Annotated in this window: 31 protein-coding genes and 1 pseudogene; 13 read left to right on the top strand and 19 right to left on the bottom strand. The window is 39.4% G+C overall.

The window, feature by feature from the left end; genetic code table 11:
• Positions 1 to 6 precede the first annotated feature (6 nt).
• Positions 7 to 462 (top strand): GtrA family protein, encoded by a 456-nt coding sequence (locus tag ACIFPW_RS09695; protein ID WP_194220370.1) that lies wholly within the window; start codon positions 7 to 9, stop codon positions 460 to 462.
• Between the two features lie 37 nt (positions 463 to 499).
• On the opposite strand, the gene ACIFPW_RS09700 is transcribed toward ACIFPW_RS09695, so the two are convergent.
• On the bottom strand, positions 500 to 1,324 hold the full coding sequence (locus tag ACIFPW_RS09700) for a DUF368 domain-containing protein (RefSeq protein WP_430243813.1): 825 nt from the start codon (positions 1,322 to 1,324) through the stop codon (positions 500 to 502).
• A gap of 241 nt (positions 1,325 to 1,565) precedes the next feature.
• Between ACIFPW_RS09700 and ACIFPW_RS09705 the strand changes: the two genes are divergently transcribed.
• Positions 1,566 to 2,453, top strand: a complete 888-nt coding sequence (locus tag ACIFPW_RS09705; protein WP_430243814.1) for a DMT family transporter — start codon at positions 1,566 to 1,568, stop codon at positions 2,451 to 2,453.
• A 73-nt stretch (positions 2,454 to 2,526) separates the two neighbouring features.
• Here the strand turns inward: ACIFPW_RS09705 and ACIFPW_RS09710 are convergent, their stop codons facing one another.
• Positions 2,527 to 3,024, bottom strand: a complete 498-nt coding sequence (locus ACIFPW_RS09710) for an NUDIX hydrolase (RefSeq protein WP_430243816.1) — start codon at positions 3,022 to 3,024, stop codon at positions 2,527 to 2,529.
• Between the two features lie 209 nt (positions 3,025 to 3,233).
• Between ACIFPW_RS09710 and ACIFPW_RS09715 the strand changes: the two genes are divergently transcribed.
• Both ACIFPW_RS09715 and ACIFPW_RS09720 read left to right on the top strand, forming a co-directional pair.
• Positions 3,234 to 3,683 (top strand): hypothetical protein, encoded by a 450-nt coding sequence (locus ACIFPW_RS09715; protein WP_430243818.1) that lies wholly within the window; start codon positions 3,234 to 3,236, stop codon positions 3,681 to 3,683.
• A complete protein-coding gene (locus ACIFPW_RS09720; protein WP_430243820.1) occupies positions 3,658 to 3,828 on the top strand; it encodes a hypothetical protein in 171 nt (56 codons plus the stop codon). Before ACIFPW_RS09715 ends, ACIFPW_RS09720 begins: the two co-directional genes overlap by 26 nt.
• A gap of 66 nt (positions 3,829 to 3,894) precedes the next feature.
• Here the strand turns inward: ACIFPW_RS09720 and ACIFPW_RS09725 are convergent, their stop codons facing one another.
• The 3 genes from ACIFPW_RS09725 to fabG form a co-directional block, all read right to left on the bottom strand.
• Positions 3,895 to 4,281, bottom strand: coding sequence for a gamma-glutamylcyclotransferase family protein (locus ACIFPW_RS09725; protein ID WP_226616336.1), 387 nt, complete (start codon positions 4,279 to 4,281; stop codon positions 3,895 to 3,897).
• Between the two features lie 71 nt (positions 4,282 to 4,352).
• Entirely contained in the window at positions 4,353 to 6,074 is a 1,722-nt protein-coding gene (locus ACIFPW_RS09730; protein WP_430243822.1) for a pyruvate oxidase, read from the bottom strand.
• 111 nt (positions 6,075 to 6,185) lie between these two features.
• Positions 6,186 to 6,947 carry a 3-oxoacyl-ACP reductase FabG gene (fabG, locus tag ACIFPW_RS09735; RefSeq protein WP_430243824.1) on the bottom strand — a complete coding sequence of 254 codons (762 nt, stop codon included), beginning with the start codon at positions 6,945 to 6,947 and terminating at the stop codon, positions 6,186 to 6,188.
• 148 nt (positions 6,948 to 7,095) lie between these two features.
• Here fabG and ACIFPW_RS09740 point away from each other — a divergent pair, with 148 nt between their 5' ends.
• From ACIFPW_RS09740 to ACIFPW_RS09750, 3 genes are all read left to right on the top strand, one after another.
• Positions 7,096 to 7,473 carry a thiol-disulfide oxidoreductase DCC family protein gene (locus ACIFPW_RS09740; protein ID WP_430243826.1) on the top strand — a complete coding sequence of 126 codons (378 nt, stop codon included), beginning with the start codon at positions 7,096 to 7,098 and terminating at the stop codon, positions 7,471 to 7,473.
• A 77-nt stretch (positions 7,474 to 7,550) separates the two neighbouring features.
• Positions 7,551 to 8,168, top strand: coding sequence for an NUDIX hydrolase (locus tag ACIFPW_RS09745; RefSeq protein WP_430243828.1), 618 nt, complete (start codon positions 7,551 to 7,553; stop codon positions 8,166 to 8,168).
• A gap of 21 nt (positions 8,169 to 8,189) precedes the next feature.
• Complete coding sequence (locus tag ACIFPW_RS09750; RefSeq protein ID WP_430243830.1) at positions 8,190 to 9,014, top strand: AraC family transcriptional regulator; 825 nt, start codon at positions 8,190 to 8,192, stop codon at positions 9,012 to 9,014.
• On the opposite strand, the gene ACIFPW_RS09755 is transcribed toward ACIFPW_RS09750, so the two are convergent.
• From ACIFPW_RS09755 to ACIFPW_RS09770, 4 genes are all read right to left on the bottom strand, one after another.
• Positions 8,931 to 10,160: an MFS transporter gene (locus ACIFPW_RS09755; protein WP_430243832.1), complete on the bottom strand. Its 1,230-nt coding sequence runs from the start codon at positions 10,158 to 10,160 to the stop codon at positions 8,931 to 8,933. The genes ACIFPW_RS09750 and ACIFPW_RS09755 overlap by 84 nt on opposite strands.
• 65 nt (positions 10,161 to 10,225) lie before the next feature.
• A complete protein-coding gene (locus ACIFPW_RS09760; protein ID WP_430243834.1) occupies positions 10,226 to 10,828 on the bottom strand; it encodes an SGNH/GDSL hydrolase family protein in 603 nt (200 codons plus the stop codon).
• Positions 10,825 to 11,202: a DUF4937 domain-containing protein gene (locus tag ACIFPW_RS09765; protein WP_430243836.1), complete on the bottom strand. Its 378-nt coding sequence runs from the start codon at positions 11,200 to 11,202 to the stop codon at positions 10,825 to 10,827. Before ACIFPW_RS09765 ends, ACIFPW_RS09760 begins: the two co-directional genes overlap by 4 nt.
• Positions 11,202 to 11,777, bottom strand: coding sequence for a DNA-3-methyladenine glycosylase I (locus ACIFPW_RS09770; RefSeq protein WP_430243837.1), 576 nt, complete (start codon positions 11,775 to 11,777; stop codon positions 11,202 to 11,204). The genes ACIFPW_RS09765 and ACIFPW_RS09770 overlap by 1 nt, the downstream gene beginning before the upstream one ends.
• Before the next feature lie 112 nt (positions 11,778 to 11,889).
• On the opposite strand from ACIFPW_RS09770, the gene ACIFPW_RS09775 reads away from it, so the two are divergent.
• On the top strand, positions 11,890 to 12,525 hold the full coding sequence (locus ACIFPW_RS09775) for an FMN-dependent NADH-azoreductase (protein ID WP_283152915.1): 636 nt from the start codon (positions 11,890 to 11,892) through the stop codon (positions 12,523 to 12,525).
• A 70-nt stretch (positions 12,526 to 12,595) separates the two neighbouring features.
• On the opposite strand, the gene ACIFPW_RS09780 is transcribed toward ACIFPW_RS09775, so the two are convergent.
• The 3 genes from ACIFPW_RS09780 to ACIFPW_RS09790 form a co-directional block, all read right to left on the bottom strand.
• On the bottom strand, positions 12,596 to 12,751 hold the full coding sequence (locus ACIFPW_RS09780) for a hypothetical protein (protein WP_430243839.1): 156 nt from the start codon (positions 12,749 to 12,751) through the stop codon (positions 12,596 to 12,598).
• 66 nt (positions 12,752 to 12,817) lie between these two features.
• On the bottom strand, positions 12,818 to 13,315 hold the full coding sequence (locus ACIFPW_RS09785) for an N-acetyltransferase family protein (RefSeq protein ID WP_430243841.1): 498 nt from the start codon (positions 13,313 to 13,315) through the stop codon (positions 12,818 to 12,820).
• 86 nt (positions 13,316 to 13,401) lie between these two features.
• Positions 13,402 to 14,181 (bottom strand): hypothetical protein, encoded by a 780-nt coding sequence (locus ACIFPW_RS09790; protein WP_430243842.1) that lies wholly within the window; start codon positions 14,179 to 14,181, stop codon positions 13,402 to 13,404.
• 214 nt (positions 14,182 to 14,395) lie between these two features.
• On the opposite strand from ACIFPW_RS09790, the gene ACIFPW_RS09795 reads away from it, so the two are divergent.
• Positions 14,396 to 14,992 carry a DedA family protein gene (locus ACIFPW_RS09795; RefSeq protein WP_430243898.1) on the top strand — a complete coding sequence of 199 codons (597 nt, stop codon included), beginning with the start codon at positions 14,396 to 14,398 and terminating at the stop codon, positions 14,990 to 14,992.
• A 65-nt stretch (positions 14,993 to 15,057) separates the two neighbouring features.
• Here ACIFPW_RS09795 and ACIFPW_RS09800 read toward each other — a convergent pair whose 3' ends face one another.
• Together ACIFPW_RS09800 and ACIFPW_RS09805 are read right to left on the bottom strand one after the other, a co-directional pair.
• Positions 15,058 to 15,507 (bottom strand): GNAT family N-acetyltransferase, encoded by a 450-nt coding sequence (locus tag ACIFPW_RS09800; RefSeq protein WP_430243844.1) that lies wholly within the window; start codon positions 15,505 to 15,507, stop codon positions 15,058 to 15,060.
• Positions 15,508 to 15,518: 11 nt separating this feature from the next.
• Positions 15,519 to 16,007, bottom strand: a complete 489-nt coding sequence (locus ACIFPW_RS09805; RefSeq protein ID WP_430243846.1) for an NUDIX domain-containing protein — start codon at positions 16,005 to 16,007, stop codon at positions 15,519 to 15,521.
• A 170-nt stretch (positions 16,008 to 16,177) separates the two neighbouring features.
• Between ACIFPW_RS09805 and ACIFPW_RS09810 the strand changes: the two genes are divergently transcribed.
• On the top strand, positions 16,178 to 16,459 hold the full coding sequence (locus ACIFPW_RS09810; protein WP_194220351.1) for a hypothetical protein: 282 nt from the start codon (positions 16,178 to 16,180) through the stop codon (positions 16,457 to 16,459).
• A 69-nt stretch (positions 16,460 to 16,528) separates the two neighbouring features.
• Here ACIFPW_RS09810 and ACIFPW_RS09815 read toward each other — a convergent pair.
• Both ACIFPW_RS09815 and ACIFPW_RS09820 read right to left on the bottom strand, forming a co-directional pair.
• Positions 16,529 to 18,221: pseudogene (locus tag ACIFPW_RS09815) on the bottom strand (M3 family oligoendopeptidase).
• A 262-nt stretch (positions 18,222 to 18,483) separates the two neighbouring features.
• Positions 18,484 to 19,215 carry an MOSC domain-containing protein gene (locus ACIFPW_RS09820; protein ID WP_430243901.1) on the bottom strand — a complete coding sequence of 244 codons (732 nt, stop codon included), beginning with the start codon at positions 19,213 to 19,215 and terminating at the stop codon, positions 18,484 to 18,486.
• Between the two features lie 132 nt (positions 19,216 to 19,347).
• Here ACIFPW_RS09820 and ACIFPW_RS09825 point away from each other — a divergent pair, with 132 nt between their 5' ends.
• Complete coding sequence (locus ACIFPW_RS09825) at positions 19,348 to 19,530, top strand: hypothetical protein (protein ID WP_098442379.1); 183 nt, start codon at positions 19,348 to 19,350, stop codon at positions 19,528 to 19,530.
• Here ACIFPW_RS09825 and abc-f read toward each other — a convergent pair.
• On the bottom strand, positions 19,527 to 21,209 hold the full coding sequence (abc-f, locus tag ACIFPW_RS09830) for a ribosomal protection-like ABC-F family protein (protein ID WP_430243848.1): 1,683 nt from the start codon (positions 21,207 to 21,209) through the stop codon (positions 19,527 to 19,529). The genes ACIFPW_RS09825 and abc-f overlap by 4 nt on opposite strands.
• Before the next feature lie 553 nt (positions 21,210 to 21,762).
• Here abc-f and ACIFPW_RS09835 point away from each other — a divergent pair.
• Positions 21,763 to 23,514 (top strand): N-acetylmuramoyl-L-alanine amidase, encoded by a 1,752-nt coding sequence (locus tag ACIFPW_RS09835; RefSeq protein ID WP_430243849.1) that lies wholly within the window; start codon positions 21,763 to 21,765, stop codon positions 23,512 to 23,514.
• Positions 23,515 to 23,625: 111 nt separating this feature from the next.
• Here the strand turns inward: ACIFPW_RS09835 and ACIFPW_RS09840 are convergent, their stop codons facing one another.
• Positions 23,626 to 24,126: a carboxymuconolactone decarboxylase family protein gene (locus ACIFPW_RS09840; RefSeq protein ID WP_430243851.1), complete on the bottom strand. Its 501-nt coding sequence runs from the start codon at positions 24,124 to 24,126 to the stop codon at positions 23,626 to 23,628.
• A 270-nt stretch (positions 24,127 to 24,396) separates the two neighbouring features.
• On the opposite strand from ACIFPW_RS09840, the gene ACIFPW_RS09845 reads away from it, so the two are divergent.
• Positions 24,397 to 25,476 carry a GGDEF domain-containing protein gene (locus ACIFPW_RS09845; RefSeq protein WP_430243903.1) on the top strand — a complete coding sequence of 360 codons (1,080 nt, stop codon included), beginning with the start codon at positions 24,397 to 24,399 and terminating at the stop codon, positions 25,474 to 25,476.
• Positions 25,477 to 25,535: 59 nt separating this feature from the next.
• On the opposite strand, the gene coaW is transcribed toward ACIFPW_RS09845, so the two are convergent.
• Positions 25,536 to 26,342 (bottom strand): type II pantothenate kinase, encoded by an 807-nt coding sequence (gene coaW, locus ACIFPW_RS09850; RefSeq protein WP_430243852.1) that lies wholly within the window; start codon positions 26,340 to 26,342, stop codon positions 25,536 to 25,538.
• Between the last annotated feature and the right edge of the window lie 26 nt (positions 26,343 to 26,368).

The following is a 26,368-nucleotide window of genomic DNA, read 5'->3' on the forward strand; positions in this document are numbered from 1 at the left end:
GAGTATATGAAGCAGCAGAGAATTGGCAAGGGTTCTAAACAGGTGATGAGTTTCAGTGTAATTGGTGTGATGAATGCACTAGTTGATATAGGTGCTTTAAACCTGCTCATGCTGTTATTTCCAACAGATGATCGAATCCAGCTTATTATGTACAACACAATTTCATACGTTCTGGCGATCATTAACAGCTATTTCTGGAATGCCAAGCTCACGTTCCCTTCAAAAGCGATCCATGACAAAAAACAGGTGCTGTTATTTCTAGTTCAGGCCATCATCGCACTTGGTATTAGCAACCTTGTCTTTTATGGCGCTCTCTTGATATTCGAATGGATCACGCTGCCACGCTACATCGAGCGTAATATTTCAAAGGGACTCGCCATGTTCCTCTCTTCTGCTTCAAGCTTCTTTATGATGAAACATCTTGTGTTTCCTCATACAAAACCAAAGCAAGAAGAGCAATAAGACACACAAAAACCGCAGGCTTTCCTGCGGTTTTTTGTTATTCTTCCTTATGTTCAATTTTTCCAAGTACCATAGCTGCGCCAAGTCCACCCAATAATGTTAAGAGGCTAACTACCGCAAGTCCAACATCTGACTCGAAGCCTGGATACAACACAACGACTGAGCCGATCACTAAACCAATCATAACGGCATAAGTCGAAACCGTATATTTTGAAAGTAAGTGAGCAATGACCTTACCTGTTAAGCTTAATCCAATAATAATGCCTGCTCCTACCGTTAGTAAGAGGGGAATTTGAAACGATGAAAGACCGTGGATAACAGTCTGATATGACCCAAGCAGTAATAAGACAAAAGAGCCACTTACTCCAGGAAGAATCATCGCTGTACTAGCTAACCAGCCAGAGAAAAACAGAATGATGTAATCAACCATACTTAACGATTTCATCACCTCTCCTGATCCATCCCCTTTTAGAAACAAAGTGGAAGCAATTAAAATCGCCGCTACAATTAACAATCCATAATGGAAAGGCTCGAACGTTTTCTTATAGTCTACTTTTTTTAATAAAAAAGGAACAACCCCAATAATTAAGCCAATAAAGAAAAAGAACGTAGGCTGTGGATAATGCTCGAGCAGTTTCTCCATAAGCTGACTAACGAGCAGTAAAGCAAGTCCTACGCCTATTAAAAGGGGAATAAAAAACCCAAGTTCTTTTTTCCAATTCTTACTCATCAATCCATTAATACCGCTAATCAGTCTTCTATAAATGCCAAGCACCATGGCAATCGTACCACCGCTTACGCCAGGGATTAAATCACTTACGCCCATTAATAATCCTCGATAAATATTGCGCCACACAAACATGATCACGTTTCTCCTTTTGCTTTATGTCTAGTACCTACATTACCCATATATACCCTCTTATTAACCGAGCATTTTTATCACCTGGTTTAAGAAAGGTTCGATCACCCTTCTACTATGCCACAATCCCTTCAAGAAAGAATGAATCAATTTTGTGACATTTCCTACTTTAAGCTCTGTAGTTGAAAAAGAGGATCCCTTTGCAGTAAAGTGATAGAAGTGATTGACAAACTGGAGGAATTTGATGAGTGATCGAAATAAAGGAATTATCCTATTGCTAATATCATCATTTGGATTTGCGATGATGGCTGCTTTTGTAAAGCTATCAGGTGACGTGCCTACAATTCAAAAAACGATGTTTCGAAATGCCGTCTCTGCCATCATTTCATTTGGCTTTGTGATGTACTACAAAGAAAGACTATTCGGTAAAAAGGAGAACCAGAAATTCTTGCTCCTGCGATCAGCGCTTGGAACACTAGGAATCATTTTCTATTTCTACGCGATTGACAACCTTGTCCTCTCTGATGCCGACATGCTCAATAAGCTTAGTCCTTTCTTATTAATTATTTTTTCCGCTCTTTTCTTAAAAGAAAAAGCGAAACGGTTCCAGATCATTGCGATCATCATCGCTTTCATCGGAACGCTATTAATTATAAAGCCACAGTTCTCAGTCGAGACAGTTCCGTATATTTCCGGACTGCTTTCTGCTATTTTTGCTGCAGGTGCCTATACAGTACTCAGGGTTCTTGGACAGCGTGAAAAGTTCTATACGGTTGTTTTCTATTTCTCATTCTTCTCAACCGTAGTATTATTGCCATTCGTGATTATCTTCTATGAAACAATGGAAACAAAACAGCTGATCTATCTATTATTAGCGGGCGTATTCGCAACGCTTGGACAATTTGGGCTCACCGTAGCCTATAAATTTGCACCCGCTCGAGAAATCTCAATTTTCTTCTACTCGACCGTCGTTTACTCTGCTTTAATCAGCATTGTGCTATTCGGTCAAATACCTGATGCCTGGAGTATTATTGGGTATATCGTTATTTTCTCGGCTTCGTTCTATATGTTTATTCGTAACAACCGAGAAGCGAAAAAGGTTGAGAAGAGACAACCACAAACTTCGCATTGATTCACATAATAAAAAGAGAGGCAAACTTCTATTTAAGTTTGCCTCTCTTTTTTTGTTTTCCAATGACACTGATTCATTTGTGAACTGTTTTAACTTCACTCTCTACTATTGGAGAGACCGAATAAGATTGCATTTGATGATGGTGATAGATAAACCTGTGCTCCTGTAAATAGTTTCCTCCAAGTACTTCGGGCAAAAACTTCTGCAGATTGCTTACTACACCCTGGTTATCTTCATCTAGAATCCAATCTATTCGTTTCCAGTCTAGTATTCCTTCTACCATATTTATAGGAGTAGTAAGAACCATTCCTTCTGGTAAATCCGCGATAAAAATGTACATACCTGAGTTGCCCTGCTCACTATAAAAAAGAGCATTCCCTGCATAGGTAACGCTCTCTAATTCAATCCCTGTCTCTTCAAAAGTTTCTCTTATTATACACTCAGACGGCGTTTCATTCTGTTCTAGCTTCCCACCAACGCCGTTCCAGAGACCCATTGTTGGGGCTTTGCGTCGATTTAATAGGAGAAGATCTTGATTTCTTTTAATAAAACAAATCGTATATTGAAGCATGTATCGTCACCTAGTTTCTCATAATTTGATCCAATTATATAAGTTTGATAAAAACCTAAAGCAATCACCTATCTATTTTACTAAACATTCACTCCACATGGATAAAACAGTTAATTTACTGTTACAATGATCAAGTCGTCTTAAAACGATAGTAGAGTTGAATAAAAGGAACAATTAATGTTGCTCTGACATTCAGGAGGAAAGTAAGCATGCCAACAATCAATAAAGTCATTGAAAGCTATAATGAAGTGGAAAAGCTTTCAGATGCTCCACTCACCATCATATCCGAGGTATTATGGATCATCGTTGGACTCATTTTCATTATGCATCTGATCCATAACCGGAAATTCTTATCTCCATCAAAATTTCTATTTAGAGGAGCCTTCCTGTTCATCATTTTACTCATCATAGGGTATTTATCGTACACGTTAAACAGCTATGATTTTTCAATGAACGAGAAATCTTGGAAAGAAAATACACTCGCCCCTTATCTTCAGTCTTTACATGAGCACAACGAACAAGTAGAGGATTTTTCCCAATTACTGAAAGACCCTGATAACGGCATAAAATCAAATTATGTAGATGAAGACATATCTCCAATTTGGATCGAGCTAGCCACCACTACGGATACTGGTGAAAAAAAAAGAAAAAATCGTTGAAGCGACGATTGTAAAAGAACCAATTCAACAGCCCTATTTAACTTACAGAATGATTGAAAAAAACATTTCAGATCACTACTCAGATGAGGCTTATTATGAAACAACCCTTCACATTCCTGAAGATTATATGATTCTAACGGACTAATTGTTCAAAGAGCACACGCTCCATTTTTGGAGGTGTGCTTTCTTTCATTGTGCTAGTCTCGATTGGTTACCTTTTATCTTTGCGATACGCTATCCAGTCTCCACCTGGTATTTCGATAAAACGCTTTTCTGGATTTTTCATGATATAAGTAATGGCTTCGAAACTCCCTTGCTCACTTTCGATTTCCTGTATGACACAATCATACAAGTTATGATCGCGCCCTTCCTGATAACCTTCGAGAATATTAATTCTTTCTAGTAACTGATTATCGACTTCATAGACTTCTCCATATACGTTATGCTCCTCACTTTGAACTAAAGCAGGGTAACCATCCTGTGTGTCATACAGCTGTCCCTTTGTCCAACAGAAGCTTTCTTTTAGAGCAGCTCCTTTTATGACACCATGATTGCTTTCTCCTAATCGTAATGTTCCATAACAAAACACAAGATGCATGATTCTCTCTCCTTTTATCTCCATAGCTATAACGAAAAGCCCGCCAATAAGCGGGCTCCCCAGTAACTTTATTAAAAAATTCGCTTCAATGCCTTTTTCAATGGTGGCATATCAATTTCCTGTTCTTCAAATGCTTTTTTGAGCATGTATTTCGAATAGCTTGCTGCTTGTTCATACGTGATTTTACCTGGAAGAGGCGGTTGCTCTTCAATCACAATGTCGACAATGACAGGCTTCGGTGATTTCGCAGCTCGTTCAAAAGCTGGAAGCAATTCTTCATACTTTTCGACGCGGTAACCTTCACCACCAGCTGTTTCAGCAAATGCGGCAAAGTTAAAGTCTTTTAATTCCGTTTCATAATCAATGTTCCCTATTTCCTGCTGTTCATATTTAATCATGCCAAGACGTTCGTTGTTAAAGACGACAACCATCATAGGTAGCTTATATTTCACAGCTGTTAAGAAATCTTGCATAACCATCGTAAAACCACCGTCACCGCAAATCGCTACGGCCTGACGATCTGGATGAGCTATCTTACCTGCAATCGCTCCTGGAAGACCGCAACCCATTGTCGCCATCCATGAGGAAATGATGAATTTTTGATTCGTAATGCGTAAATGCCTTGCTGACCAAACTGTCACATTCCCTACATCGATTGACAAGACGGCATCATCATCCAAAACTTTTTGAAGTTGTGGCATGATTTGCTGTGGTTTAATCGGTGTAGACTGTTCCGATTCAATCTTTTCAAGATGAGCCCACCAGTTTTTCATATTGTCCTGACATTTCTCAATAAATTCACGGTCTTCCTGGTAGGTAGTATGCTCGGTTAAGTAAGATAACGCCCACTTGGCATCTCCTATTAATCCTACCGTTACAGGGTAACGTTTCCCGATTTGAGTTGGGTCAATATCAACCTGGATCGCCTTTGCTTTATCTGGTAAATAATCGCGATACGGGAATGACGTACCGACCATGATGAGTAAATCAGTTTCTTCCATTGCTTCGTAAGCAGGCTTCGTTCCAATCTGACCGAGTTGACCAAGGTTATAAGGATGAACGTCAGGAATAGCTCCCTTACCTGGTAAACTTAAAATAACCGGTGCCCCTGCTTTTTCTGCAAAGCTTAACAGTTCTTCTCTCGCATGTTTAGAGCCTTTTCCTGCTAAAATGACCGGTCGCTTCGCTTCATTTAACATAGCGACTGCTTCGTTTAAATTGGAGTCATGTGGATGAACGACTGCTTTCGAGCGAATGAGAGAGGTGTTCTCCACCTTTTGTTTTACCTTCTCAGCTGCAAGGTCATCTGGAATTGTAAGGATCGCTACGCCCTTTTTCTCAACAGCTGTTCGTATAGCTTGATGAGTTAAGTCCGGTAACGATGCCGCAGTTTCCACCCTGCGATTAAATACAGATACATCATCAAACATTCGTTCAAGGTTAATTTCCTGAAATTGATCCGTTCCAAGTTGGTCGCTTGCGACTTGTCCAGCAATAACGAGAACCGGTGCACCGTCAGCCTTTGCATCATAAAGACCATTCATCAAATGAACTGCTCCTGGTCCCGCAATCGAAAGGCAGACACCTATTTTGCCTGTTATTTTCGCATACGATGCTGCTGCAAGGGCACCAACTTCTTCATGTCTAACCTGAATGAACTTCATACGGTCTTGAGCATTTCTTAAATTTTCCACAAAGTGGTTAATCGAATCTCCTGGTAAACCATACACATGATCTACTCCCCATTCAGAGAGTGTATTCAGTAAAATCTCGCCAGCATTTTTATCAAACATCATGACTCCTCCTTCGTTTCCTTATCCATAATGGGAAAGTACCCCTCTATAGGATCAGTGAAACGTCAGAGAAAAGAATAAAGCAGCCCAATTGGACTGCTTTTATCGATATTACGTTCGTGGTCCACCTGCAACATAAAGAACTTGTCCACTAACAAAGGATGAGTTTTCATCTGCAAAAAAGAGTGCAGCATTCGCAATGTCTTCCGGTTTCCCTGTTCTAGCTACTGGAATCTGCTTTTTGTTATATTCAATAAACTGGTCAAATTCAACACCGAGACGTTCGGCCGTTGCTTTTGTCATATCACTTTCAATAAATCCTGGCGCGATAGCATTGGCCGTAATGCCATATTTACCAAGCTCGAGTGAGAGCGTTTTGGTTAACCCCTGAATGCCCGCTTTGGCAGCTGCATAGTTCGTTTGTCCACGATTACCTAGTGCAGAAGTAGAGGAGAGACTTATGATGCGACCATATCCTTGGTCAACCATATACTTTTGTGCCGCTCTTGAAGCATAAAAACTCCCAGTAAGATGTACCTGCATGACCGTCATCCAGTCCTCATCACTCATTTTAAATAATAGATTATCTCGAATAACTCCAGCGTTGTTTACAAGAATATCAATTGAGCCGTATGCTTCAGCCGCTTCTTTCATACTTGACTCTACCTGCTCTCGCTGTGTAACATCCACAACTCCTGTCATAACTGAGAAGCCTTTCCCTTCTAATTTCTTTCTAGTTGTGGAAAGGGCTTCTTCGTTCACATCGGCAAGGTATACCTTAGCCCCTTCATCTGTAAACTTTTCTGCAATGCTCGCACCGATCCCTCTGCTTCCACCAGTTATGTATGCCACTCTACCTTCAAGTCGTTTCACTCAACCTCACTCCTGTAAGCGTTTTCTTAACTCTAATTTAACTATAATAATACTATAATTTTCTGTCAACTATTGTCATCCAGTTTAAAATTAGGATAATAAGTGAAAAGAGTAGGAGAATGAATTATTTATATTGGAGGCTATCGCGATGAAACATCTCGTTTTCTATGATGCTGAATGTCCTTTTTGTTTTTATGTAAAGAAATCACTTCGCAAACTGGATTGGTTTAATAAGATCGAATGGATACCGGTCCAAGAAATTGAGAAACACCCAGAAGACTATCCTTATATGCAGTTTCGCCACAAACGAATGTATGATGAAATTCATATGCTCACGACATCTGGGAACCTTCATGCAGGCTTTTATACGGTAAGACGACTGTTAATGGCACTTCCTGTAACGGTACCTCTCTCTTTACTACTATACTTACCTTTTATTGATAAGCTTGGTTCACCATTCTATATCTGGTTTTCAAAAAACCGTTATGATTGGTTTGGACGTTATTCAGAGCCCCGTTTTGAATAATTTTTTTAAAAGCAGGCGTTTATACTTTTTTCTAGAATACTATTTATCAGAGAATTAGTTTGGAAGGATGCTTTGATATGGAAGAAAAATGGCTTACCTGGGCGAAACAAATTCAATCCATTGCTCAAGCAGGGCTAACTTATACGCAGGATAACTATGATTATGAAAGATATATTGAACTGAGACAGCTAAGTGCTGAAATCTTGGAAACCTACACGGACTATGATATGAAAACAATTAGCGAACTTTTCACGAATGAAACTGGCTATCAAACGCCTAAAGTAGACGTTCGTGCAGCTGTTTTTCATGAAGGTAAATTGCTTTTCGTTAAAGAAAAAGCTGATGGCAAGTGGTCCCTTCCCGGCGGCTGGGGTGATGTAGGCTTTACGCCAGGAGAAGTAGCGGTAAAAGAAGTTCAAGAAGAATCAGGCTACATTGTAGAAGCACGGCGACTTCTTGCCGTGCTCGATCACAAAAAACACCCTCACCCACCATCGCCTTATCATATTTATAAGGTGATGATTGAGTGTGAGCTAGTCGGTGGAGATGCGGCCGAAAGTATCGAAACAAGTGACAGTGGTTTTTTCGCTCAAGACGAGCTTCCCCCTTTGTCGACTGGCAGAATTACTGAATCACAGGTTGGGATGCTTTATAATCTCCATAACAACGTTACCCTTCCACCTGTTTTTGATTAGGTGAAATAAGGAGCTATCACAATGATTAAACCATTTAACAATGGCCTTCTTCTTATGAGGAAAGACAAATTACAAGAACGAAGCTGGAGAAGTGATAATTGTTATAAGTTTATATTCTCTCACCAGGGGTCAGGGCTTTACGAAACACCACGTGGTGATATTTCAATTGATAAAGGACAGTTCTATATTCTTAACCCCGGCGATACCCATCGCCAACTTAACGTTACGGATGAAAAATTTCTAATCGAACTAGATGAAACGATTTTTCAAGAAGTAGCAAAAGATCTCAACCTCAGTGTACGCTGTCCTGAATTTGCGTCTATTCCTTATTGTCATCCACAGTTTCAGCAGTGGGCTTCTTTTGTACGAGATTGTATGGGGAACGGTTTGCAATCCGAAGAAAGCACTTACTTCCTTGAGCACAGTGCGGTACAACTTGTTATCCTCATGCTTAAGCTTGCTCCAGGATTGCATCAACAGGAGCTCTCCATCCCTTCAGCGAAGTTCCCGCTTACTACTGCTATCACAGCTATGAAAGAAGGATTTCAAGAAGACTGGTCGCTTGAGCAGCTCGCAAACCTGACAGGTCTCTCGAAATATCAATTCGCTCACTCCTTTAAAGAAGCGTTTGGTATTTCGCCTTATTCATTCCTGCAACTTTATCGCATTATGAAAAGTCAGGAAAAGCTTCTTCACTCTAGTGAATCAATTCTATCAATTGCTTTTTCATCAGGATTCAAGAATCTTTCTTCTTACAATCATCTATTTAAAAAGTTGTATGGAAAATCTCCTTCTCAATTTCGCAGTAGTTCCTACAAGATAGACGATACTAATGAGCATCATTAACATTCCACTAACAACCATTATAACTTGAATTGGCAGAAGTACAGCGAATACACCAAATAGAGCCAATGAAAGGGTATTAGCAAGATAGAGTAGAACAGCGTTCGTGCTAAAGCCTCTTCCAAGCTGTTCTTTCGGTACGATGGTTTGCAGGAGATAAACTCTTGCAAGTCCAGCTATCGGAATCCCGATTCCTACTAGAATAGCACCTACAAAAAAATGTTCTAACTCGTATAATACGCCATAATAAAATACGCCCGCTCCCCAAATGAAAGCACCAATCATATATGTTTTTAAATCCATTTCCTTTACAATATAAGGAATAACTAAATTCGTTCCAATCACAACTGCACCAAACAAACCTAGTATCAAACTATAAATCTCTTCACTCCTCGAAGTCATGTCTGAAAGCGCGAGTAAGAGCCCCACTTCCCAAACCCAGGTATTAAGAAAGACAATTAAAAAAGTACTTAGAAACAAATGCTTCAAGGTGATATTCTCACCAGCCCATTTAGTAAACGATCCGATTGAGCGCCAGACTCCGCTCAAGGATTTTTCCCCATTATAAGTGGTTTCTTTGACTTGTAATTTTATAAGAAAGAATGCACTCAATCCATAAGTTATGGCGTCAATAGTAAAAAAATGGACAGCACCATGCGTTGTAAGAATCCATATTGAAAGAAAAGGACTTATGACCGTAACGCCTCTTTGAAGTGTATCATTCAATCCATTAACCGATGTTCGTTCTTTCTCTGCTGTCATAAGAGGCAGTAAAGCACGATGAGCTGGGTTAAAGAAGCAACCAATCGATTGAATGAGAAAACTAACAAACAGTAAATAAGCATATCCTAACAAATCTGCGTAATAGAACAAAACAATAGATCCAATTAATGGAATCCTGACAAAATCTAAAATAATGAGCATTCTCTTCTTCTGTACCCAATCAGACATCACCCCTCCTATCAACCCAAAGAGTAAATAAGGGAGCGTTTCCGCAATCGCCATTCCAGTCGTCAATACCTTAGATCCGGTTATCTCATAAGCAAGAAAAAGAAACGCCATACCTGAAAGAACATCGCCTAGCTTTGAAATCCCTCCTCCGAGCAAGTAGTACCTTATGTTTTGATTGAACATTAATTTGATATACATAAAATCACCTCTCTCTCTATCATAAAAAGAAAGAGGTGATTTATCTTATAAGATCTTGCTACAATTTAGCGCAATAAATTGTCTTTATATGATTTCAGCCATGTATCAGCCATAAGACGATTGCCTACTGAAGTCATATGAACGCCATCCGTTGTGAGAGTATCTTTCTTTTCCCTTAGCGCTTGTAGGAAAGTTCCATGAGTAGGAACAACAATTGCGCCAAACTTAACTCCCAACTTCCGAACGATTTCAACATAAGGCATAAGCAACTGATTTCCTTTTGAATAGATATTCTCTTCAATAATCGTTGGTTCCATTAGGACAATTTGCACAATACCATCATTTACTTTATTTAAAAGTCGTTCATATACCTCCTCAAACTCACTTGGCAACACCTGCTCCATCTCAGAATGATCCAATTGTCTCCACACATCGTTAATGCCAATGGAAATGGAAATCAGATCAGGTTCCAACGCTAAAACATCCCGTTTCCATCTACTTTCAAGATCAGTGATTCGATCACCACTCACGCCTTTATTGATGATCTCCACATGGAATTCCTTTATTATCTCTTCCTTAATCATTCTTACATATCCATAACCAAGTCCTTCAGGGTCCTGGTTTCTGCCTGAATCCGTAATACTATCCCCGATAAACAACCACTTCATCTAAGCTCCTCCAGGTTCTCAGTCGTAATGGTCCATCGCTCATTTACCTTACTATGCTGCTCTAACATCCAGCTTTTTGAGTATTGTTCAATATCCCTCACATCGGTTTCCTCAAGTTGAACATCAATCGATTCAATACTTCCCTGTTGATTGGTTTTTAGATAGATGGCATCATGATCATCATTCATAAAACGGTTGTAGGATTGGGTGCTTTTCCAAAAACCAATAATAATCGCCACGTTTCCTTCTGACCAGCCACCGTACTGAGCTATAAACCCTTCGTCATTTCGCAATTCAATCCAGCGTTCTTGCCCTCTAGAAAAAGTTGCTTCCTGACCTTCTCGCACGTTGCAAACTATTTTTTTAATCAGCATCACTGTTGAGCCTTTTCACTAAAATCAGGATGTCTGAAGCAATCAGTTGTATGATCATTGACTAAACCAACAGCTTGCAAGAAGCTATATATAATAACAGGACCTACAAACGTAAAACCACGCTTTTTCATATCTTTACTAATCTTCTTGCTAAGTTCTGTTTCTGCTGGTACTTCCTCTATCGATTTCCAGTCGTTAATGATCGGAGTGTCTTGCGTAAAACCCCATATGTATGATGAAAAGCTTCCGAACTCTTCTTGAATCTCCATAAAGGCTTTCGCATTCTTTACTGTTCCGCGCACCTTTAATTTATTCCTTATAATGCCTTCATTCTTAAGTAGCTCTTGTATTTTATCCTCATCATAAGCCGCTACTTTCTCAACAATAAATTGATCAAAAGCAGCTCGATAATTCTCTCTTCTTTTCAAAATCGTAATCCAACTTAAACCCGCCTGCGCTCCTTCTAAAATAAGCATTTCAAAAAGTTTTTGATCGTCATAAACAGGAACTCCCCACTCATGATCATGATACTCCTTATAAATTTCTTCTTCATTCACCCATGCACAACGGTTCATAATGTTACCTCCAATAAAGGCTAGTTGCCTACAATTTCTTAACGCTAATCCAGTTGAATACTTTCTCCTACGCTAGCCATACTAAGTGGCGATAACAAAGGAGATGATCGTGATGGCTAGATTGCTTTATATTACCGTGAATCCAAAACCGGTAAAAGAATCTTTCAGTTTAAGTATAGGGGAAGTTTTCCTTGAAACCTACCAGGAAAAACATCAGAATGATGACGTCGTAAAGCTAGATCTTTATAATATTGATCTTCCTTATATTGATACTGACGTTTTTAACGGATGGGGCAAGCTGCAACAGGGAAATGCATTTGATCATTTATCAGGAGACGAACAGCTTAAAGTAAGTAAAATCAACGACCTTACAGATCAATTCATATCAGCAGATAAATATGTCTTTGTTACGCCATTCTGGAATTTCAGCTTTCCCCCTAAATTAAAAGCTTACATTGATACAGTGGCTATTGCTGGTAAGACTTTTAAATATACAGAAGAAGGCCCAGTTGGTCTCCTAACTGATAAGAAAGCCCTTCACATCCAGGCGAGAGGTGGCATCTATTCAGAAGGGCCAGCAAAAGAAATGGAATTCGGAGATCGGTACTTACATGCTGTACTTGGATTCCTAGGCATCCCTTCTGTTGAATCAGTCATTGCTGAAGGAATGGCACAAATGCCTGAGAAAGCTGAAGAAATCAAGAAAAAGGCGATGGAAGAAGCGAAACAAGCTGCAAAGACTTTCTAAGAAATACAGTATTCGTTCGTGCCTCTGAAATAGCATTTCCCCAAAATAAAAAAGCGCACATTGCGCTTTTTTATTCATCCCTTAACGAGTGGTCGAGCGGAATCATTAAACTGTAATCAAAAGGGAAGCTCATCTCAGCGATCTCTTCATTCTGTTGGGGGACTTCACTCACGTTCATTTCTCCTGGTATACCCTCTAGCGGAATATGTTGTGTATGATCAAACATTTCATCGTCTCCTTCCATTTCTAGTATGGTTGAAGAACGATCTAATTATGAGATCTAGTTGCAATTCTATAGCAGCTTCGACATATAGTATTCATCAACAAATTCACCATCTATTAACAGTGAGTGACGTTTCAAGCCCTCCACTTCAAAACCTGCTTTCCTGTAAAGAGCTAATCCACCTTCATTTCGTGTGACCACATTTAATTCGAGGCGGTGTAGGCTTTGAGTCACTGCCCACTTCTCTAATTCAACAAATAACTCGGATCCCACTCCCTGTCCCCGATACTCTTCTTTAATTCCTATCACTAGATAGACGCTATGTTGATTGCGCTTCGCCTGTCCGCCCACCGCAATTAGATAGCCGATCAATTCACCAGAATTCTCAGCTACGAATATACGAGAATGACGATCACTCTCCATTTTTTCAATCCGTTCACGCTGCTCAGCTATTGTCGTCTTTCTCTCGCCGTCTTCAAAGAGCATAAATGGGGAATCGCTCTCCACACCTTTTATTAGCTTCACAAATGCTTCGGCATCATCTGGGCTAATTTGTCTAATTTTCATTTGTTTGTCCTCATTTCCTATAACTGTTCTTCACAGCTTACCATAAGAAAAACGCGTATAAAGAATTATACGCGTTTTCCCTTGTTTTACTGCTCAACAACCGGCCTTGTTTTCTTTTCTAGCTTTCTTACTTCTTTCATAAGTTCTTTATATCCGAGTCTCGTTAATTCAAACTCATCGTTCACTAGCTCATACTCGATTAAAGTGTTCCGCTTTGATTCTGGAATGTCGTTATAAATGAGTCGAAGCTCTTCATTTAACTCAACAAATGAACTAGATTCAACAGAATCAATCCCAATTAACTCAGCAACCAGCTTCATATCAGGGGTTTCTTTAATGAAAAGTCCCTTCTTATCAATGACTGCTTTTTGAATTTTATCTTTAAACAGAAGCACTTCCTGCTTGATCCGATTGCTTTCAGATTCCTTATGCTGCATTCTGTTACGATAGCTTTCTTTCTCTATTTCATCGAGATCCGCTTTAGAAAGAAGCTCTTCAAAAAGCATCGTTTTATCACTATTGATCTGCTCAAGTTCACGCTCTTTCTCAGCTTCCTCCATCGATTCTGCCTCGATAACCGTGTTTTCAAGTGAAAATGAAAGCTGATCATCTGCTGTAGTAGTTGAAGTAGCCGTATCCTCTATCCGCTCACCCTTTAACTTTGCATCAAAATCATGAATTTTTTTAATAACATATAGCGAAACGCCGACGCTAAGACACGTTAAGAACAACCTGAACATAAATGGGGAAAACGCCACAAGATATAATAATAAAATGAATCCAATAATGGAAAGAACCGTTAGTACTTTTTCTTTACCCGTTTTAGCTTGCATAGGCTGATCTAGTGTCGCAAGAAATTTCTTCATGGATGTTAACATCCTGACTTTTCACCTCTCTACTCTATTGTCATCCTCTTCTGAGAACGAACATTACCCGGATTGCTTACATTCCGGGTTCTATAATTGTTCGAAAGCACCTTCTATTTTACGAGGATAGCTATTTTCGAAGGTCTAACAATCCTATGTGGACAATACACTTGAAAACAAGTCATTCGTTTGTCCATAAAAGGAGTTGTTAACTATAGAAACCCTTATTCATCAATGTTTAGAGTGGCTGCTACAGCTCGGTTACCCTGGCATCGCCCTTGCTCTAATGATTGAAATCATTCCGAGTGAACTCGTACTCGCTTATGGAGGATATATGGTATCTGAAGGAACGATTCGTTTTACTGGTGCTGTTATTGCTGGAACGATCGGTGGCACAGTCGCTCAGCTCTTTTTATACTGGCTCGGCCGTTTTGGTGGACGTTCGTTCTTAGAGCGCTATGGAAAATTCCTGTTTATTTCTCAAAAGCATCTTGCCATTGCTGAAACCTGGTTCGATCGGAATGGAGTGAGCGTGATCTTTACAGCTCGCTTTATTCCTGTCGTTCGTCACGCGATCTCTATTCCAGCAGGTATTGCTAAAATGTCGATCATGCGATTTACCTTCTATACGATCCTGGCTATGATTCCGTGGTCCATTCTATTCCTATATATTGGAATACAGCTCGGTGACAACTGGTCCCAGATTCATTCTGCTGCAAGAATTTATACGTTACCAGTTAGTCTCGGAGCAGGGTTCTTTCTTATCTGTTACATCTTTCTACTTATTATGAAGAGGCGACGCATTGGCTAATTCTAACAAAAATTGCCCGCGGTAAGTATACTAAGCAATCGTTCAAGCAAAGTTTACCTATACACCTAATCCCATTCTCTTACGACTAATGATGAGGCACTTAGTGCACTAGCTAAGTTTTTTTGCAAGAAATATTGGGTATGACCTTGAGGATGATTTTCTACTTTACCACAAATTTCATACCCTTCCTTTAGATAAAATCCAGGTGCTTGAAAACTGAATGTATCAAGCAATATAAGTCGACATTCCTTTTCATCTGCAAGTCTTTCAACTTGTTGGAGAAGCTTCCTTCCAACACCGTCCCCTCTCTTCTCATCTGTCACCCAAAGAAAATCGATATGAAGGTGCTGCCAGAACAATGTTGCGGAAATCCCGCCAACCACTTCATCCTCTTCTTCTATGACGAATGCGATTTCTTCAAGCGGAGTTTTAACTGCAGATGAAAGCTTCTGTTTGTTATATTCCACAACTTTCTTTCGAATGAAACCTCGTGACTCATCTCTTCTTTGTATCATTCAACTCCTCCTCATCCGAGCGTTCTTCTCGTCTCCTTAACTGGAATCTCGCTTCCTCTCTCGTATTCTACAGAAACTTCAAACGTTCCCTCCTCAAAGAACTTTGGCAGTCTCTCTTTAAACCAATCTTGCATAGGAAGCGTATGAACTAAATTTCTCTTCACCCACATTAATTCACCTTCTGGTGGATCGGGGTGCTTACTACCAGAGTAGGAAGTAGCTACATAATTAAACACGATGTACCGAAACTCTTCATCTGGAATAATAAATTCATCGACTCCCTTATATGTAAGATCGCAAGGATGAACAATAAACCCCGTTTCTTCATAAAATTCTCTTGCAGCACCTTCGGCAAAGCTTTCTGAGAGTTCAATCTTCCCGCCTGGACCGATATAGCCAGGAAACCCTGCTTCAGGAGGTCGATTAAGTAAGAGAATTTCATCTGTTTCTCTATTATGTAAAATAACCATGGATAGTAAAGTAGCTTTTATCGTTGTCATCCATTCACCTCCAGCCAATCCTATCTTCGTCTATGATGACAGTATATATCATTCTGAGTTAGGAACCTACTATACTATGATGAATGTTTTTTAAGAAACAGGGTAACATCCAATATAGAAGGCATGATCGCGTAAGTCATATCGCCCAAGTTAGGAAAAGGAGTGATACCATGTTAACCCGCACACATTACAAGGAACGCAATCCAATGAATGAGCGATTAATCAACTGGTCAGTTGAAAATACGAAAGAAGATGACTATCAAGAGTCACAGCTTGCGATTGTGGAATGCACCTGTACGAATAGCGATGGAGACGAATTGCAAACAGTTAAAACGCTGGAAATGTCACCTGAGCATAACTCCTGGGAAGAGTGGATGGATGAACTGAAAAAAGATCGTTTTGAAATCATCCAGTGCCCAAGCTGCAAAGTATGGACGATTGATGACAAGTAAAGAAGCGTTTATGAATGTAGACGATATCGAAAAGCCCTTCTCTATGTTTGAGAAGGGCTTCCTTATTTATTACAATAGTTCTTCTAATTCAGCTGAAATAAAATCCATCAATCCTTTGATCATTGGTTCAGAGAAATCAAAATGGATACCTGCCGCTTCATACACTTCGGATAACGACACAGAGCTTCCGAGTGATAAGGCACGGTTGTAATTCTCTAGAGCCTGTTCTGGATTTTCTCTATACTGGCGATACATTTGGATCGCACCAAGTTGGGCAATAACATATTCAATATAGTAGAACGGCACTTCAAAAATATGCAGAATCAACTGCCAGTTATTCTGAATCCATTCTTCCTGCCCTGTCCAATCTACATAGGAGGAATCATATGTGCGCGATAGCTCCATATATTTCTCGCTACGTTCTTTGCTCGTATGATTTGGGTTCTCATACATCCAGTGCTGAAACTGATCCACCACGATACCACTAGGAAGGAAGAGGATTAACCCTTCAAGCTGATCTTTCTTAGCTCTTAGCAATTCCTTTTCATCCTGATACATCAGATTCCAGTAGTCCATCGTTAAGAGTTCCATCGACATGCTTGCTAGCTCAGCTGACTCCATAGGTGTATCTTGATAAGCTGATAGCATTTGATTACGCTTAAAATCATTATGAATGCAGTGACCCATCTCATGAAGAAGCGTAATAAAATCATCCTGTGACTTTGTACTATTCATAAAGATAAAGGAAAGCTCAGAAACCGGAAGATACTCACAAAAACCTCCCTGCGCCTTTCCTTTCCGACTTTCGAGATCAAGTGCACCTTTTTCATTCATCTCGTTTAAAAGATAAGAGAAGCGCGGAGAAAGCTTATCGAAAATATCAGATGTGCCTTTGATTAGCTCTTCGATTTTATTAAATGGACGAAGCGGCTGCTTATCTTTCGGAACAGCCCTCGTATCCCATGGTTTATACTCTTCAATACCAAGCTCTTGCTGATGCTTTTTTTTGCAGCTTTTCTTTTAGAGGAACAACGTGCTTTCGAACTGCTTCGGCTAGAGATTTACAATCCTCTGGTGTGTAATCGAACCGCTCGTATTTCTTAAACATATAATCTCTGTAATTATCGAGATTCACATTCTCAGCTTTTTTCTGACGGAGCTGAATCAGCTCGTCCATAATTTCCTGTAAGTCATCTTTTTTCGTTAAGAGCGTCGTGAAGATTTCTTCCATAGCGCTTTTGCGAACTTCGCGATCCCCATCCTGCATCATTAAAAACATTTCGCTAAGTGTTTTTTCTTCGCCATCCCAATGAAATGAGAGACTACCTGTATGCTCAAAATAACGATTAACAATGCGATCTTCTTCAACTTCTAAGTTAATATTTTCCTCATTAAAAAGCGTCATTGCATTTTCTTTCCGAAGAAGAAATTGTTTATAATACTCTTGGTTCAGCTGCGACTTGTAAGGCGACTCCTGAAACTTTTCATCAAAAAGCCCCTCATATCGCTTTACCATAGGTTCTATGTATTCTTGATCGTGCTCGATTGTCTTTTTTGCTTCTTCACTGCTGCTATGGCACTGGAAATCAATATAGTGTCCGGCAAGTCCTTCTGCCACACCATCCATTAATGAAGATAAGCTCATCACCCATTTTTCTAATTCATCAGCAGAATGAATCGACTGATTGAGGAGCGTTTTAAACTCTTCTTCAAGAATAGAAGGATTTTTAAAATCATACTTTTCAACATAAAACGTACTCATCAACTTCCCCTTAAGATGCTTTTATGTACCATTTCATAGTTTACCACAGAATTTTCTGACAGGATATGTCATAACCTTTCTCATGAGTCCACATTGATGAAAGGCTTAAATCTGAAAACACAAAAATGGGACCCCACCCCGTGGATGGGACCCCTCCTGTGTGGAAAACAAAGCATCCCATCCAAGGACGGGGCTTCATTCATGCTTGTACCCGTATCATTATGATCTATAACGTAAAAACGCCAATTCGTTAATTGAAATATTATCCTTCTTTCTGATCGACTAGCCACACTTCATCATTCATATTAATTTTTCCCGTTTGAATCACTTTCGCATACATCCCAAATAAATTACCATGTTCTTTGGCAACCTTCTTCAAGAGGTCCGGATGTTTTCCTCCAGTCTCAGGATCAACGGTGATAATCATACATCGCTCACAGGGTTTTACGATTTCAAGCATCACTTCTTTTCCGATTTGTAGAACTTTTCCTTCCCACGTTTCTTCTACAAATGGCGTTTTCTCCAACAAAGAGATTTTAAGGTTTGGTCGAAAGCGTCTTTCATCTGTTTTTTTACCCCAGGAAGATGATAACGTATCAAGAGAAGCATCCGTCACAATCAAAATGTGCTCTTCTTCAATCGGTCCTATTGGAACATTTTCCGGATGATAAACTTTTTTCGTTAGCTGCTTTGAAGATTCTTCTTCTATTTCACGTAGCCAGGTCAAATCAGACCACTTATACGTTTCTCCTTCTGGTGTAGTAATGACCGGTTCTGGATAAGCATCAAATGATTCCGGCGCACTGAATGATGCTTGGTAACGCACGAGTGGTGGAAATTGTGTAATCGTAAAAAACGATTCTTTCTCATCTAATATCACATGACTTCGATCGCCATAAAGGCCGTAGTTCATCACCATTGTCTGAGTAACGCGTTCTCCTGTCATCGACTTCACAGGATGACGCATCAACTCACTAATTGTTCCAACTTGAATGATCATCAGCTCCCTTCTGCCTCCTTAGTATAACCAAAGAGACAGAATCTCATTTTTTTCTATAAGTCTAGTATAAACAATGAGAGATTTGCATAAAACTAGTAAAAACAAAGGAAAAAAGGAGAGATCCGAATGGAAATAAAAGAATACTACTCCATTACCCTCTATAATGAAAGACGAAGAGCGATCTTTCATTCAGAAGATGAATATGATAATTTCGAAGAGGCACAGCGTGAAGGATATGTTCTTCTTCGTAATCATCCGAAAGCAGACTTATATTCGGTAGAACGTTTTTTTGCAGTAGAAGACGTCTAAAGAGACCTTTTCTTCTCAAGTAAAGTGGCCAATTTTTGATCAATCTCAGCTATTTCAGGATCACCAGGTAATAAAAGACTAATCTTACTAATCAGCGCAGATATTTCGTTATCAAGAAGCATCTTTTGTTCTTCTTCCTTTTTTGAAGAAACAGAAGAGCTTTTTTCTTGCACTCTTTTTCGATATTCCGCTAAATTCCTCTCAACCCTTTTAATCTGTTGATTCTCAAATACAAGAAGCTGATCACACATTTTCTCCATAAAATAAACATCATGCGAAACAATGAGAAGAGTTCCCGTAAACTCTCCCAGTGTATCTTCCAATTGCTCACGTGAAGGCAAATCTAAATGGTTTGTAGGCTCATCGAGTATCAGAAGATCATATTTGTTCATCAACATACGCGTCAGTTTCAGCTTTGTTCTCTCTCCAAGACTGAGTTGATTAATGGCGGCATGGATTCGATCCCTCCCCATTCCCATCGAAGCAAAAATCGATTTTGCCCGAAAGATCTCTTCCTTAGTTGCTACGTTTAAAACTTCAAGCGGCGTTTTTTCTTCAGGAAGATCATGCACATCCTGTGACAGATAGCCAATCTGAAGCGTTGGACTACTCCACAGTTCTCCCTCGCTAAGCGCCTCCATTCCAAGCAGCATTCGCAATAAGGTGGTTTTCCCGCAACCATTTTCACCAACAATCCCCACTCGTTCCCCAGACTTCATGTAGAAAGAACTTTTTTGAAATAACCATCGTTCTTCAAAACGTTTTCCGACATTAGTCGCTTCTAATACCCGTTTACCACGTGTATCATTCGCCTGAAATTGAAAGCGTACTTCTTTCTCCTGATCAGGTTCTTCCACTTTATTTTTCTGCAGTTCCTTCTCGAGTCTCTTCTGTTTCGACTTCACCTGACGATCCATTTTCTTTGCTTTCATGCGGTAATGTTCCTTATACCCTTCCTGTTTTGTTGACTCACCGTGTGCTTTTTCAGACCAATTCGTTAATCCTGCAAGCTGACCTTCTATTCGCTTTATGTCTTTTTGCTGCTCGTCATAATGATGGAGCTGGTCTTCGTACCTTCTTTGCTTTTCAGTTCGATATGCCGTGTAATTTCCCTGATAATCACTTATGATCCCACTTTCAACTTCAAGGATTCTGCCAACCGCTTGATCGAGAAAATAACGATCATGAGATATAACAAGAACAGCTCCCTTAAAAGAGTGAAGCTCTCGAATTAACCAACTTACGCCTTTTCCATCTAGGTGGTTTGTTGGTTCATCTAGTATTAATAAATCCGGATGAGTCGACCAAATCTTTGTGAGCGCTAGTTTTAACTTTTCCCCACCGCTTAAATGTTCCGCTCCTTCACTAGTTGGAATAGGGCGTAATCCTAACTCCTTTTCCCTTTTAAAGTCAGAAGAATCGACTTCCAGCCCATATTGCTCAACCATCCCTGTCTGGTCAACCGACTGCTTCAGATAGCCGATATCATCTTTGAGAGTAATTCTCCCTTCATCTGGCTCGATCTCTTTTACGATTATTCTTGCTAAAGTTGTTTTACCAGCACCGTTCGGTCCAACAATTCCAATGCGCTCTCCCTTATGAATATCAAGGTTCACTTGATTAAATAACAAGTTCTCATTAAAGCTTTTTTTCAATCCTCTTATCGAAATAACGTTCACAGTATCTCCCCCAAATTTTCAGTTCAATGCTTTGAGGAGAAAAAAACCTCCCCATTACCTGGAGAGGCCTGTCGTTCCAATTTCCCATACCACCGAAAAAATGCATCACAAAGAAGCATGTTTTCGCCAGCACAAGTGATTAAAAAGGGCAGACTAATCCTATTCTCCAGAAAATCAATTTCACAATTTGAAATTAGATCTGAATAAATAAGATTAGTTCTTCATCGCTTCTTAACCATTCCCTTCGTCTTTAGTTGCCATTATTTTAAATAATTATGTAAGCGATGTCAAATTCTTTTTTAGCCATTTATAAAATGAATGGCCTTTAAAAAATCGAATTTTGTTGAGGACTTTTAGAAAATTAGTCGATTTTTATCCTTTTTTAGTACAAAAGGACCCTATAATGTCTCATATTCCAGACCGATATTAGAAATAGTAAAGAAATACTTTCCATTTGATACTAATTTTGAAGGGGGGGCCATTTCGTCCGTTGTTGTGACGTCACTGCGTACATAAGAAAAATAGAAACATAGAATATGGGGGAATACACATCGTGCGGAGTAAAATTCTTACGTTTATTATGGCCGTTATTTTAATTTTTACAGGAATGAGTTTTCCAGAAAAAACATCTGCAAGTGGTGAAATCGAACGTATCAGTGGTGCAAACAGAATTGATACTGCTCTTGAAATTTCTAAGAAGGTATCACCAGGTAAGCTTGCAACAGCTGAAAAGGCTGTTATCCTCACTCGTTCAGATATGCCATTTGATGCTTTAGCAAGTTCAGGACTTGCGGGAGTAAAACAAGCACCGATATTATTAACAGGCTCATCTAAACTTGATGACAAAGTATCGGATGAACTCGCTCGTCTTGGCGCGAAAAAGGTTTATATCCTTGGAGGAACAACTGCCATTAGTCAGGGGATTGAAAATGAATTAAAAAGGACATATACAGTAGCGAGAGTTGAGGGATCAAACCGTTACGAGACGGCCAACGCTATTAATAAAGCATCAGGGCTAGATCAGTCATCTACAGCTATTGTGGTAAATGGAAATCAAGTAGCAGACTCCCTATCAGCATCAAGCGTAGCTGCTATAAAAAATTATCCAATCTATTTAACAACAGAGACAAAAGCGCCATCGCTTCCTACAAGTATTAAGACTGTTTACGTAATCGGAGGAAATGCTGTTCTCTCAGACGCTGTTATTACAAAATTAGAACAGCAGGGCAAGAATGTGATTCGTCTTGCTGGTGACGATCGTTTCCTAACAAACATTGCAGTCAATAAAGCCTTTTTCTCATCAAACGCTTCCTATATTTTAGCTAGAGGAACGTCGGTTCAACAAGACAAAGAAGATTATCCTGATGCTGTAGCTGCCGCTTCCTTGGCGGAGAAATTTAACGCACCAGTTGTGTTAGCTCATAATGCGAGACCAATTCCAGACGTTCAAACTTATCTTTATCAAAACGCTTCTTCCTTGATGGTATTGGGCGGAGAAGCAGCTATTCCTTCTAGTATCGTAGATTCTTATAAAACGAAAGAGAAAGTTGAAGAAGTTGTTTTAGAAACAGGAATTGTTACAGCTTCAAGCTTGAATGTTCGAACTTCCCCAGAAATGAATGGAACAAGAATCGGTGCATTGCCACGTAACGCTGAAGTTGATATTTATGGTTATTCAGGCGATTGGGCTAAAATTAAGTATCAGGGACAAGTAGCTTACGTGCACAGTGCTTACTTGATACCCAAAAGTAGTAACTCTTTAAACAACTTAACGATCGTTGTGGATGCTGGCCACGGTGACCATGACCCGGGCGCAAGCAATGGGAAGCTCCTTGAAAAAGACATCAATCTGGATGTAGCTCTTTATTTAGAGAAGAAACTTAAGTCAGCTGGAGCGAACGTCGTCATGACGAGAAGAGATGATTCGTTCTTAGAACTGAGAGAACGTTCGAATATCGCTAATAATTTGAATGCCGACGCATTTATTAGCGTGCATACTAATGCAGCAAGTGAAGCTGCTCACGGCATTGAAACATATTGGTATGACAAATATAGCTCTGCAGAAAGCAAAGCCTTAGCAGAAAGCATCCAAAAACGTTTGATCGAAGTAACAGAAGCAAGAGATCGTGGTGTCAAAAATCAGAGTTTCTCCGTTATTCGCGAATCTAGAATGGCAAGTGTACTTGTAGAAGTTGGGTTCTTAACAAATAATGAAGAATATAAACTTCTTCTTACACAATCCTATCGTGAAGAACTTGCTGAGGGCATTTATCAAGGTGTATTAGATTATTATAAAACGAAGTAAGCGTCAAAAAGGAGCCTCCACTTATCCTGGAGGCTCCTTTTTTATTTCTTAAATATACAATAATACGGTGTAGGCGAAGCCTACGCCCAACCGAAGTCAGCGAAGTCCTCTTTATAACCCAAGGCCAATCGAAGTCTGATTAGTATAAGACGTATATGCAATAAGTTGATTAATCTCAACGATTTCTTTTTCAGTGTATCCATGTTCTTTTAATTTCTCAAGATCCGCTTTCTCCAGACTCTTCGGGTTCGTAACAAGTTTCTCGGCATAGCTTAGAATACTTTTTATATGACTTTTAAAAGCATTTGAGCTTTCATATCTTTCAAGCTCTGCAAGAATAGACTCATCTCCACTGATTTCTTTTAATAAGTTTCCGTGCCCCGTATAACAAAACTCACAACCATTCAAATGAGAAACAAAAACGACAACTGCTTCCGTTTCAAATTCATTCAATACGCCTGCTTTAACAGCTGCTGCTAAAGGCATAAACGCTGAAAAAACGTCAGGACTTTTCGCAATAAGTCGATTAAAAACAGGAACAGGGTGTTCAAGATCTTTGTAGATTTCAAGATCCTTTAGATCTGACTGTTTAGCTGGTTTAATCCATGGCATTTTCTATCATCCCTTCTTTATCCATTCTTTATCATAACAAATAATTTTGTTTTCCCAAAAAAACCACTTTGCTAAGAAGCACAGTGGGATGAGTTGGTTTTAAAACGTTTCTTTTTTCATTCGACGATACTTTCCGATCATTGCGTAAAAGATCTTGAGGAAATATTGAACCGGTTATTTATTGAAAATGGTAAAATAAAGTCGAAAGAAATCACCAGAAATTCGAGGTGTAGTCGAATGCAGTTAATACATGACTTTTTTGTAAATATGATGATTATACTAGCTCTACTTTTTATTTATTATCAATTTTTTAGAGAAGAAAATCTATCACGAACATCTTCTTTGAAAAGAAAATTCCTTAGTGGTTTGTATGCAGGAATAATCGGGGTTTTCCTGATGATATATAGCATTCAAGTTGATGCAACGACCATTGTCGATCTAAGACATATCCCTCTTTTACTAGTCACCTTATATGGAGGTCCAGTTCCTGGAGTTATTGCTCTTATTGTGATCCAAATAACGCGCTTTATCATTGGAATAAATCTTTCTTCCTTTGTTTCACTTGGTTTGCTAACTTCTCTTTATATCGGTTACCTTATCTTTAGAGAATGGAAGATTGGGATTTTCATCAAAGCTCTTTGGATGCTCCTTTATTCCAATCTCGTCTTCAGTATCTTAATCGTCTACCTGCTACTTGATATAAAAAGCTTATTTAGTGAAATCAACGTTCTCTTCTGGATTACATCCACTGTGACAGGAGTAATGGCGATTTACACAACAGAGCATTTACGAAAAATAAATCATCTGTTTAAAGAATACAAAAAGAGTGCTACTATCGATCCCCTTACCGGGTTAAACAACGTAAGAAGCTTTGATGAAGCGTTAAATCGCGCGATACAAGAAGCAGCTACGGACGATAACAAGCCATTGTCACTTCTAGTCATTGATATCGATCATTTTAAAAAAGTGAATGATACATATGGCCACGCAGCTGGAGATATCGTATTAAAACAGTTTGGTAAGACACTAAGAAGTGCTGCTAGATTAAACGATGTTGTATCTCGAAATGGTGGAGAAGAATTTACCATCTTATTAGGGGATTGCACTAATAGTGAGGCTTTGGAGATTGGAGAACGGGTCAGATCCATGATTGAGGAAAATTCTTTTGCAATCAATAAGGATGTAAGTATTCATATCACCGCTTCACTCGGTGCAAGTACTTTTCCCGAAACTGTTCCATCTCCTGCTCAGCTTTATCGAGAAGCAGATGAAGCCCTTTATCACGCAAAGAGAAGTGGACGAAATCGCATCTGTTCAAATGGACATACCATGAAAGTCTATGAGTATTAAAAAAAGGGGCTTCCTGCCCCTTTTTCATTTCCTATCTCATGATTCTATATGAACCCTGTTTAACGATATAATAATGCTCCGACCGCTCCACTGAACTGCCCCAGATGTGGAAAGTAAGCTTTGATATCAAATAATTCCTCAAAACGTTCAAGCTGCTGTCTAAATAATGGATTCGATTGAAAAGTAGAACCGATAAATACAATGTTTGACGTAGAAATGGTTTTCGCAAGTGGGATAGCCATCATTAAAATCGATTCAGAAATCATTCCAATTAAACATGCCAGCACATCTTCATCCTTTACTTCTTGCTGCTTCATCCGCTCAATGAAACCAAAATTACTGGCAGTTAAATCACCGCCAATGGGGGAGGCATCTCCATAAATATCCTTCACCTTTAAATCGATACCATTTCGATCGCCTTTTTCTGCTAGTCGAGTAATCTCTTGAAAATCTGTTCGCCCTGTCAATAAGTAAGCAAGTCCCATGAGCATTCCACCGCCTACTCCAGTTCCTCCAAGTCTTTCAGCACTCTGGCCATTAACAGAATGAATTGATGTACCAGTGCCAACGTTCACTACTAAATAGTTATCAGGTAAATGAAGCTTTGCTTGATCCACTAGCGCTCGGATGCCTGATGTAGTCGCTTCAAATTCCGGAACCATTTCGACTTCATTATCCACAAGCTTAGCAAGAGCCATTTGCTTCCCACCAGTAATCATTAACTTTGCTTCCTTATGGTTTTTCACCCATGACACAACATCACTTATATCACTCGTTGAAAAAGTCTGATAGCAGTATTTTTCGTTCTCAAGATGCACAGTTTTAATTAATGTCCCACCAGCATCGATGCCTATTTTGTTTGCCATACTCACCCCTTCTTTCCCTATCTTAA

Origin of the sequence: Pseudalkalibacillus sp. NRS-1564 (assembly GCF_050467905.1) — a bacterium.
GTDB classification, from domain to species: domain Bacteria; phylum Bacillota; class Bacilli; order Bacillales; family Guptibacillaceae; genus Guptibacillus; species Guptibacillus hwajinpoensis_B.

Coding starts and splice junctions, on each gene's coding strand:
- ACIFPW_RS09780 (WP_430243839.1), bottom strand. CDS start 12,751: ATGTTTGATCATACACAACATATTCCGCTAGAGGGTATACCAGGAGAA.
- ACIFPW_RS09750 (WP_430243830.1), top strand. CDS start 8,190: ATGATTAAACCATTTAACAATGGCCTTCTTCTTATGAGGAAAGACAAA.
- ACIFPW_RS09775 (WP_283152915.1), top strand. CDS start 11,890: ATGGCTAGATTGCTTTATATTACCGTGAATCCAAAACCGGTAAAAGAA.
- ACIFPW_RS09695 (WP_194220370.1), top strand. CDS start 7: ATGAAGCAGCAGAGAATTGGCAAGGGTTCTAAACAGGTGATGAGTTTC.
- ACIFPW_RS09725 (WP_226616336.1), bottom strand. CDS start 4,281: ATGCATCTTGTGTTTTGTTATGGAACATTACGATTAGGAGAAAGCAAT.
- ACIFPW_RS09705 (WP_430243814.1), top strand. CDS start 1,566: ATGAGTGATCGAAATAAAGGAATTATCCTATTGCTAATATCATCATTT.
- ACIFPW_RS09770 (WP_430243837.1), bottom strand. CDS start 11,777: ATGAACCGTTGTGCATGGGTGAATGAAGAAGAAATTTATAAGGAGTAT.
- ACIFPW_RS09760 (WP_430243834.1), bottom strand. CDS start 10,828: ATGAAGTGGTTGTTTATCGGGGATAGTATTACGGATTCAGGCAGAAAC.
- ACIFPW_RS09710 (WP_430243816.1), bottom strand. CDS start 3,024: ATGCTTCAATATACGATTTGTTTTATTAAAAGAAATCAAGATCTTCTC.
- ACIFPW_RS09805 (WP_430243846.1), bottom strand. CDS start 16,007: ATGACAACGATAAAAGCTACTTTACTATCCATGGTTATTTTACATAAT.
- ACIFPW_RS09825 (WP_098442379.1), top strand. CDS start 19,348: ATGGAAATAAAAGAATACTACTCCATTACCCTCTATAATGAAAGACGA.
- ACIFPW_RS09810 (WP_194220351.1), top strand. CDS start 16,178: ATGTTAACCCGCACACATTACAAGGAACGCAATCCAATGAATGAGCGA.
- ACIFPW_RS09800 (WP_430243844.1), bottom strand. CDS start 15,507: ATGATACAAAGAAGAGATGAGTCACGAGGTTTCATTCGAAAGAAAGTT.
- ACIFPW_RS09765 (WP_430243836.1), bottom strand. CDS start 11,202: ATGCTGATTAAAAAAATAGTTTGCAACGTGCGAGAAGGTCAGGAAGCA.
- ACIFPW_RS09715 (WP_430243818.1), top strand. CDS start 3,234: ATGCCAACAATCAATAAAGTCATTGAAAGCTATAATGAAGTGGAAAAG.
- ACIFPW_RS09700 (WP_430243813.1), bottom strand. CDS start 1,324: ATGTTTGTGTGGCGCAATATTTATCGAGGATTATTAATGGGCGTAAGT.
- ACIFPW_RS09745 (WP_430243828.1), top strand. CDS start 7,551: ATGGAAGAAAAATGGCTTACCTGGGCGAAACAAATTCAATCCATTGCT.
- ACIFPW_RS09755 (WP_430243832.1), bottom strand. CDS start 10,160: ATGTATATCAAATTAATGTTCAATCAAAACATAAGGTACTACTTGCTC.
- ACIFPW_RS09790 (WP_430243842.1), bottom strand. CDS start 14,181: ATGAAGAAATTTCTTGCGACACTAGATCAGCCTATGCAAGCTAAAACG.
- ACIFPW_RS09840 (WP_430243851.1), bottom strand. CDS start 24,126: ATGCCATGGATTAAACCAGCTAAACAGTCAGATCTAAAGGATCTTGAA.
- ACIFPW_RS09845 (WP_430243903.1), top strand. CDS start 24,397: ATGATTATACTAGCTCTACTTTTTATTTATTATCAATTTTTTAGAGAA.
- ACIFPW_RS09785 (WP_430243841.1), bottom strand. CDS start 13,315: ATGAAAATTAGACAAATTAGCCCAGATGATGCCGAAGCATTTGTGAAG.
- ACIFPW_RS09730 (WP_430243822.1), bottom strand. CDS start 6,074: ATGTTTGATAAAAATGCTGGCGAGATTTTACTGAATACACTCTCTGAA.
- ACIFPW_RS09740 (WP_430243826.1), top strand. CDS start 7,096: ATGAAACATCTCGTTTTCTATGATGCTGAATGTCCTTTTTGTTTTTAT.
- coaW (WP_430243852.1), bottom strand. CDS start 26,342: ATGGCAAACAAAATAGGCATCGATGCTGGTGGGACATTAATTAAAACT.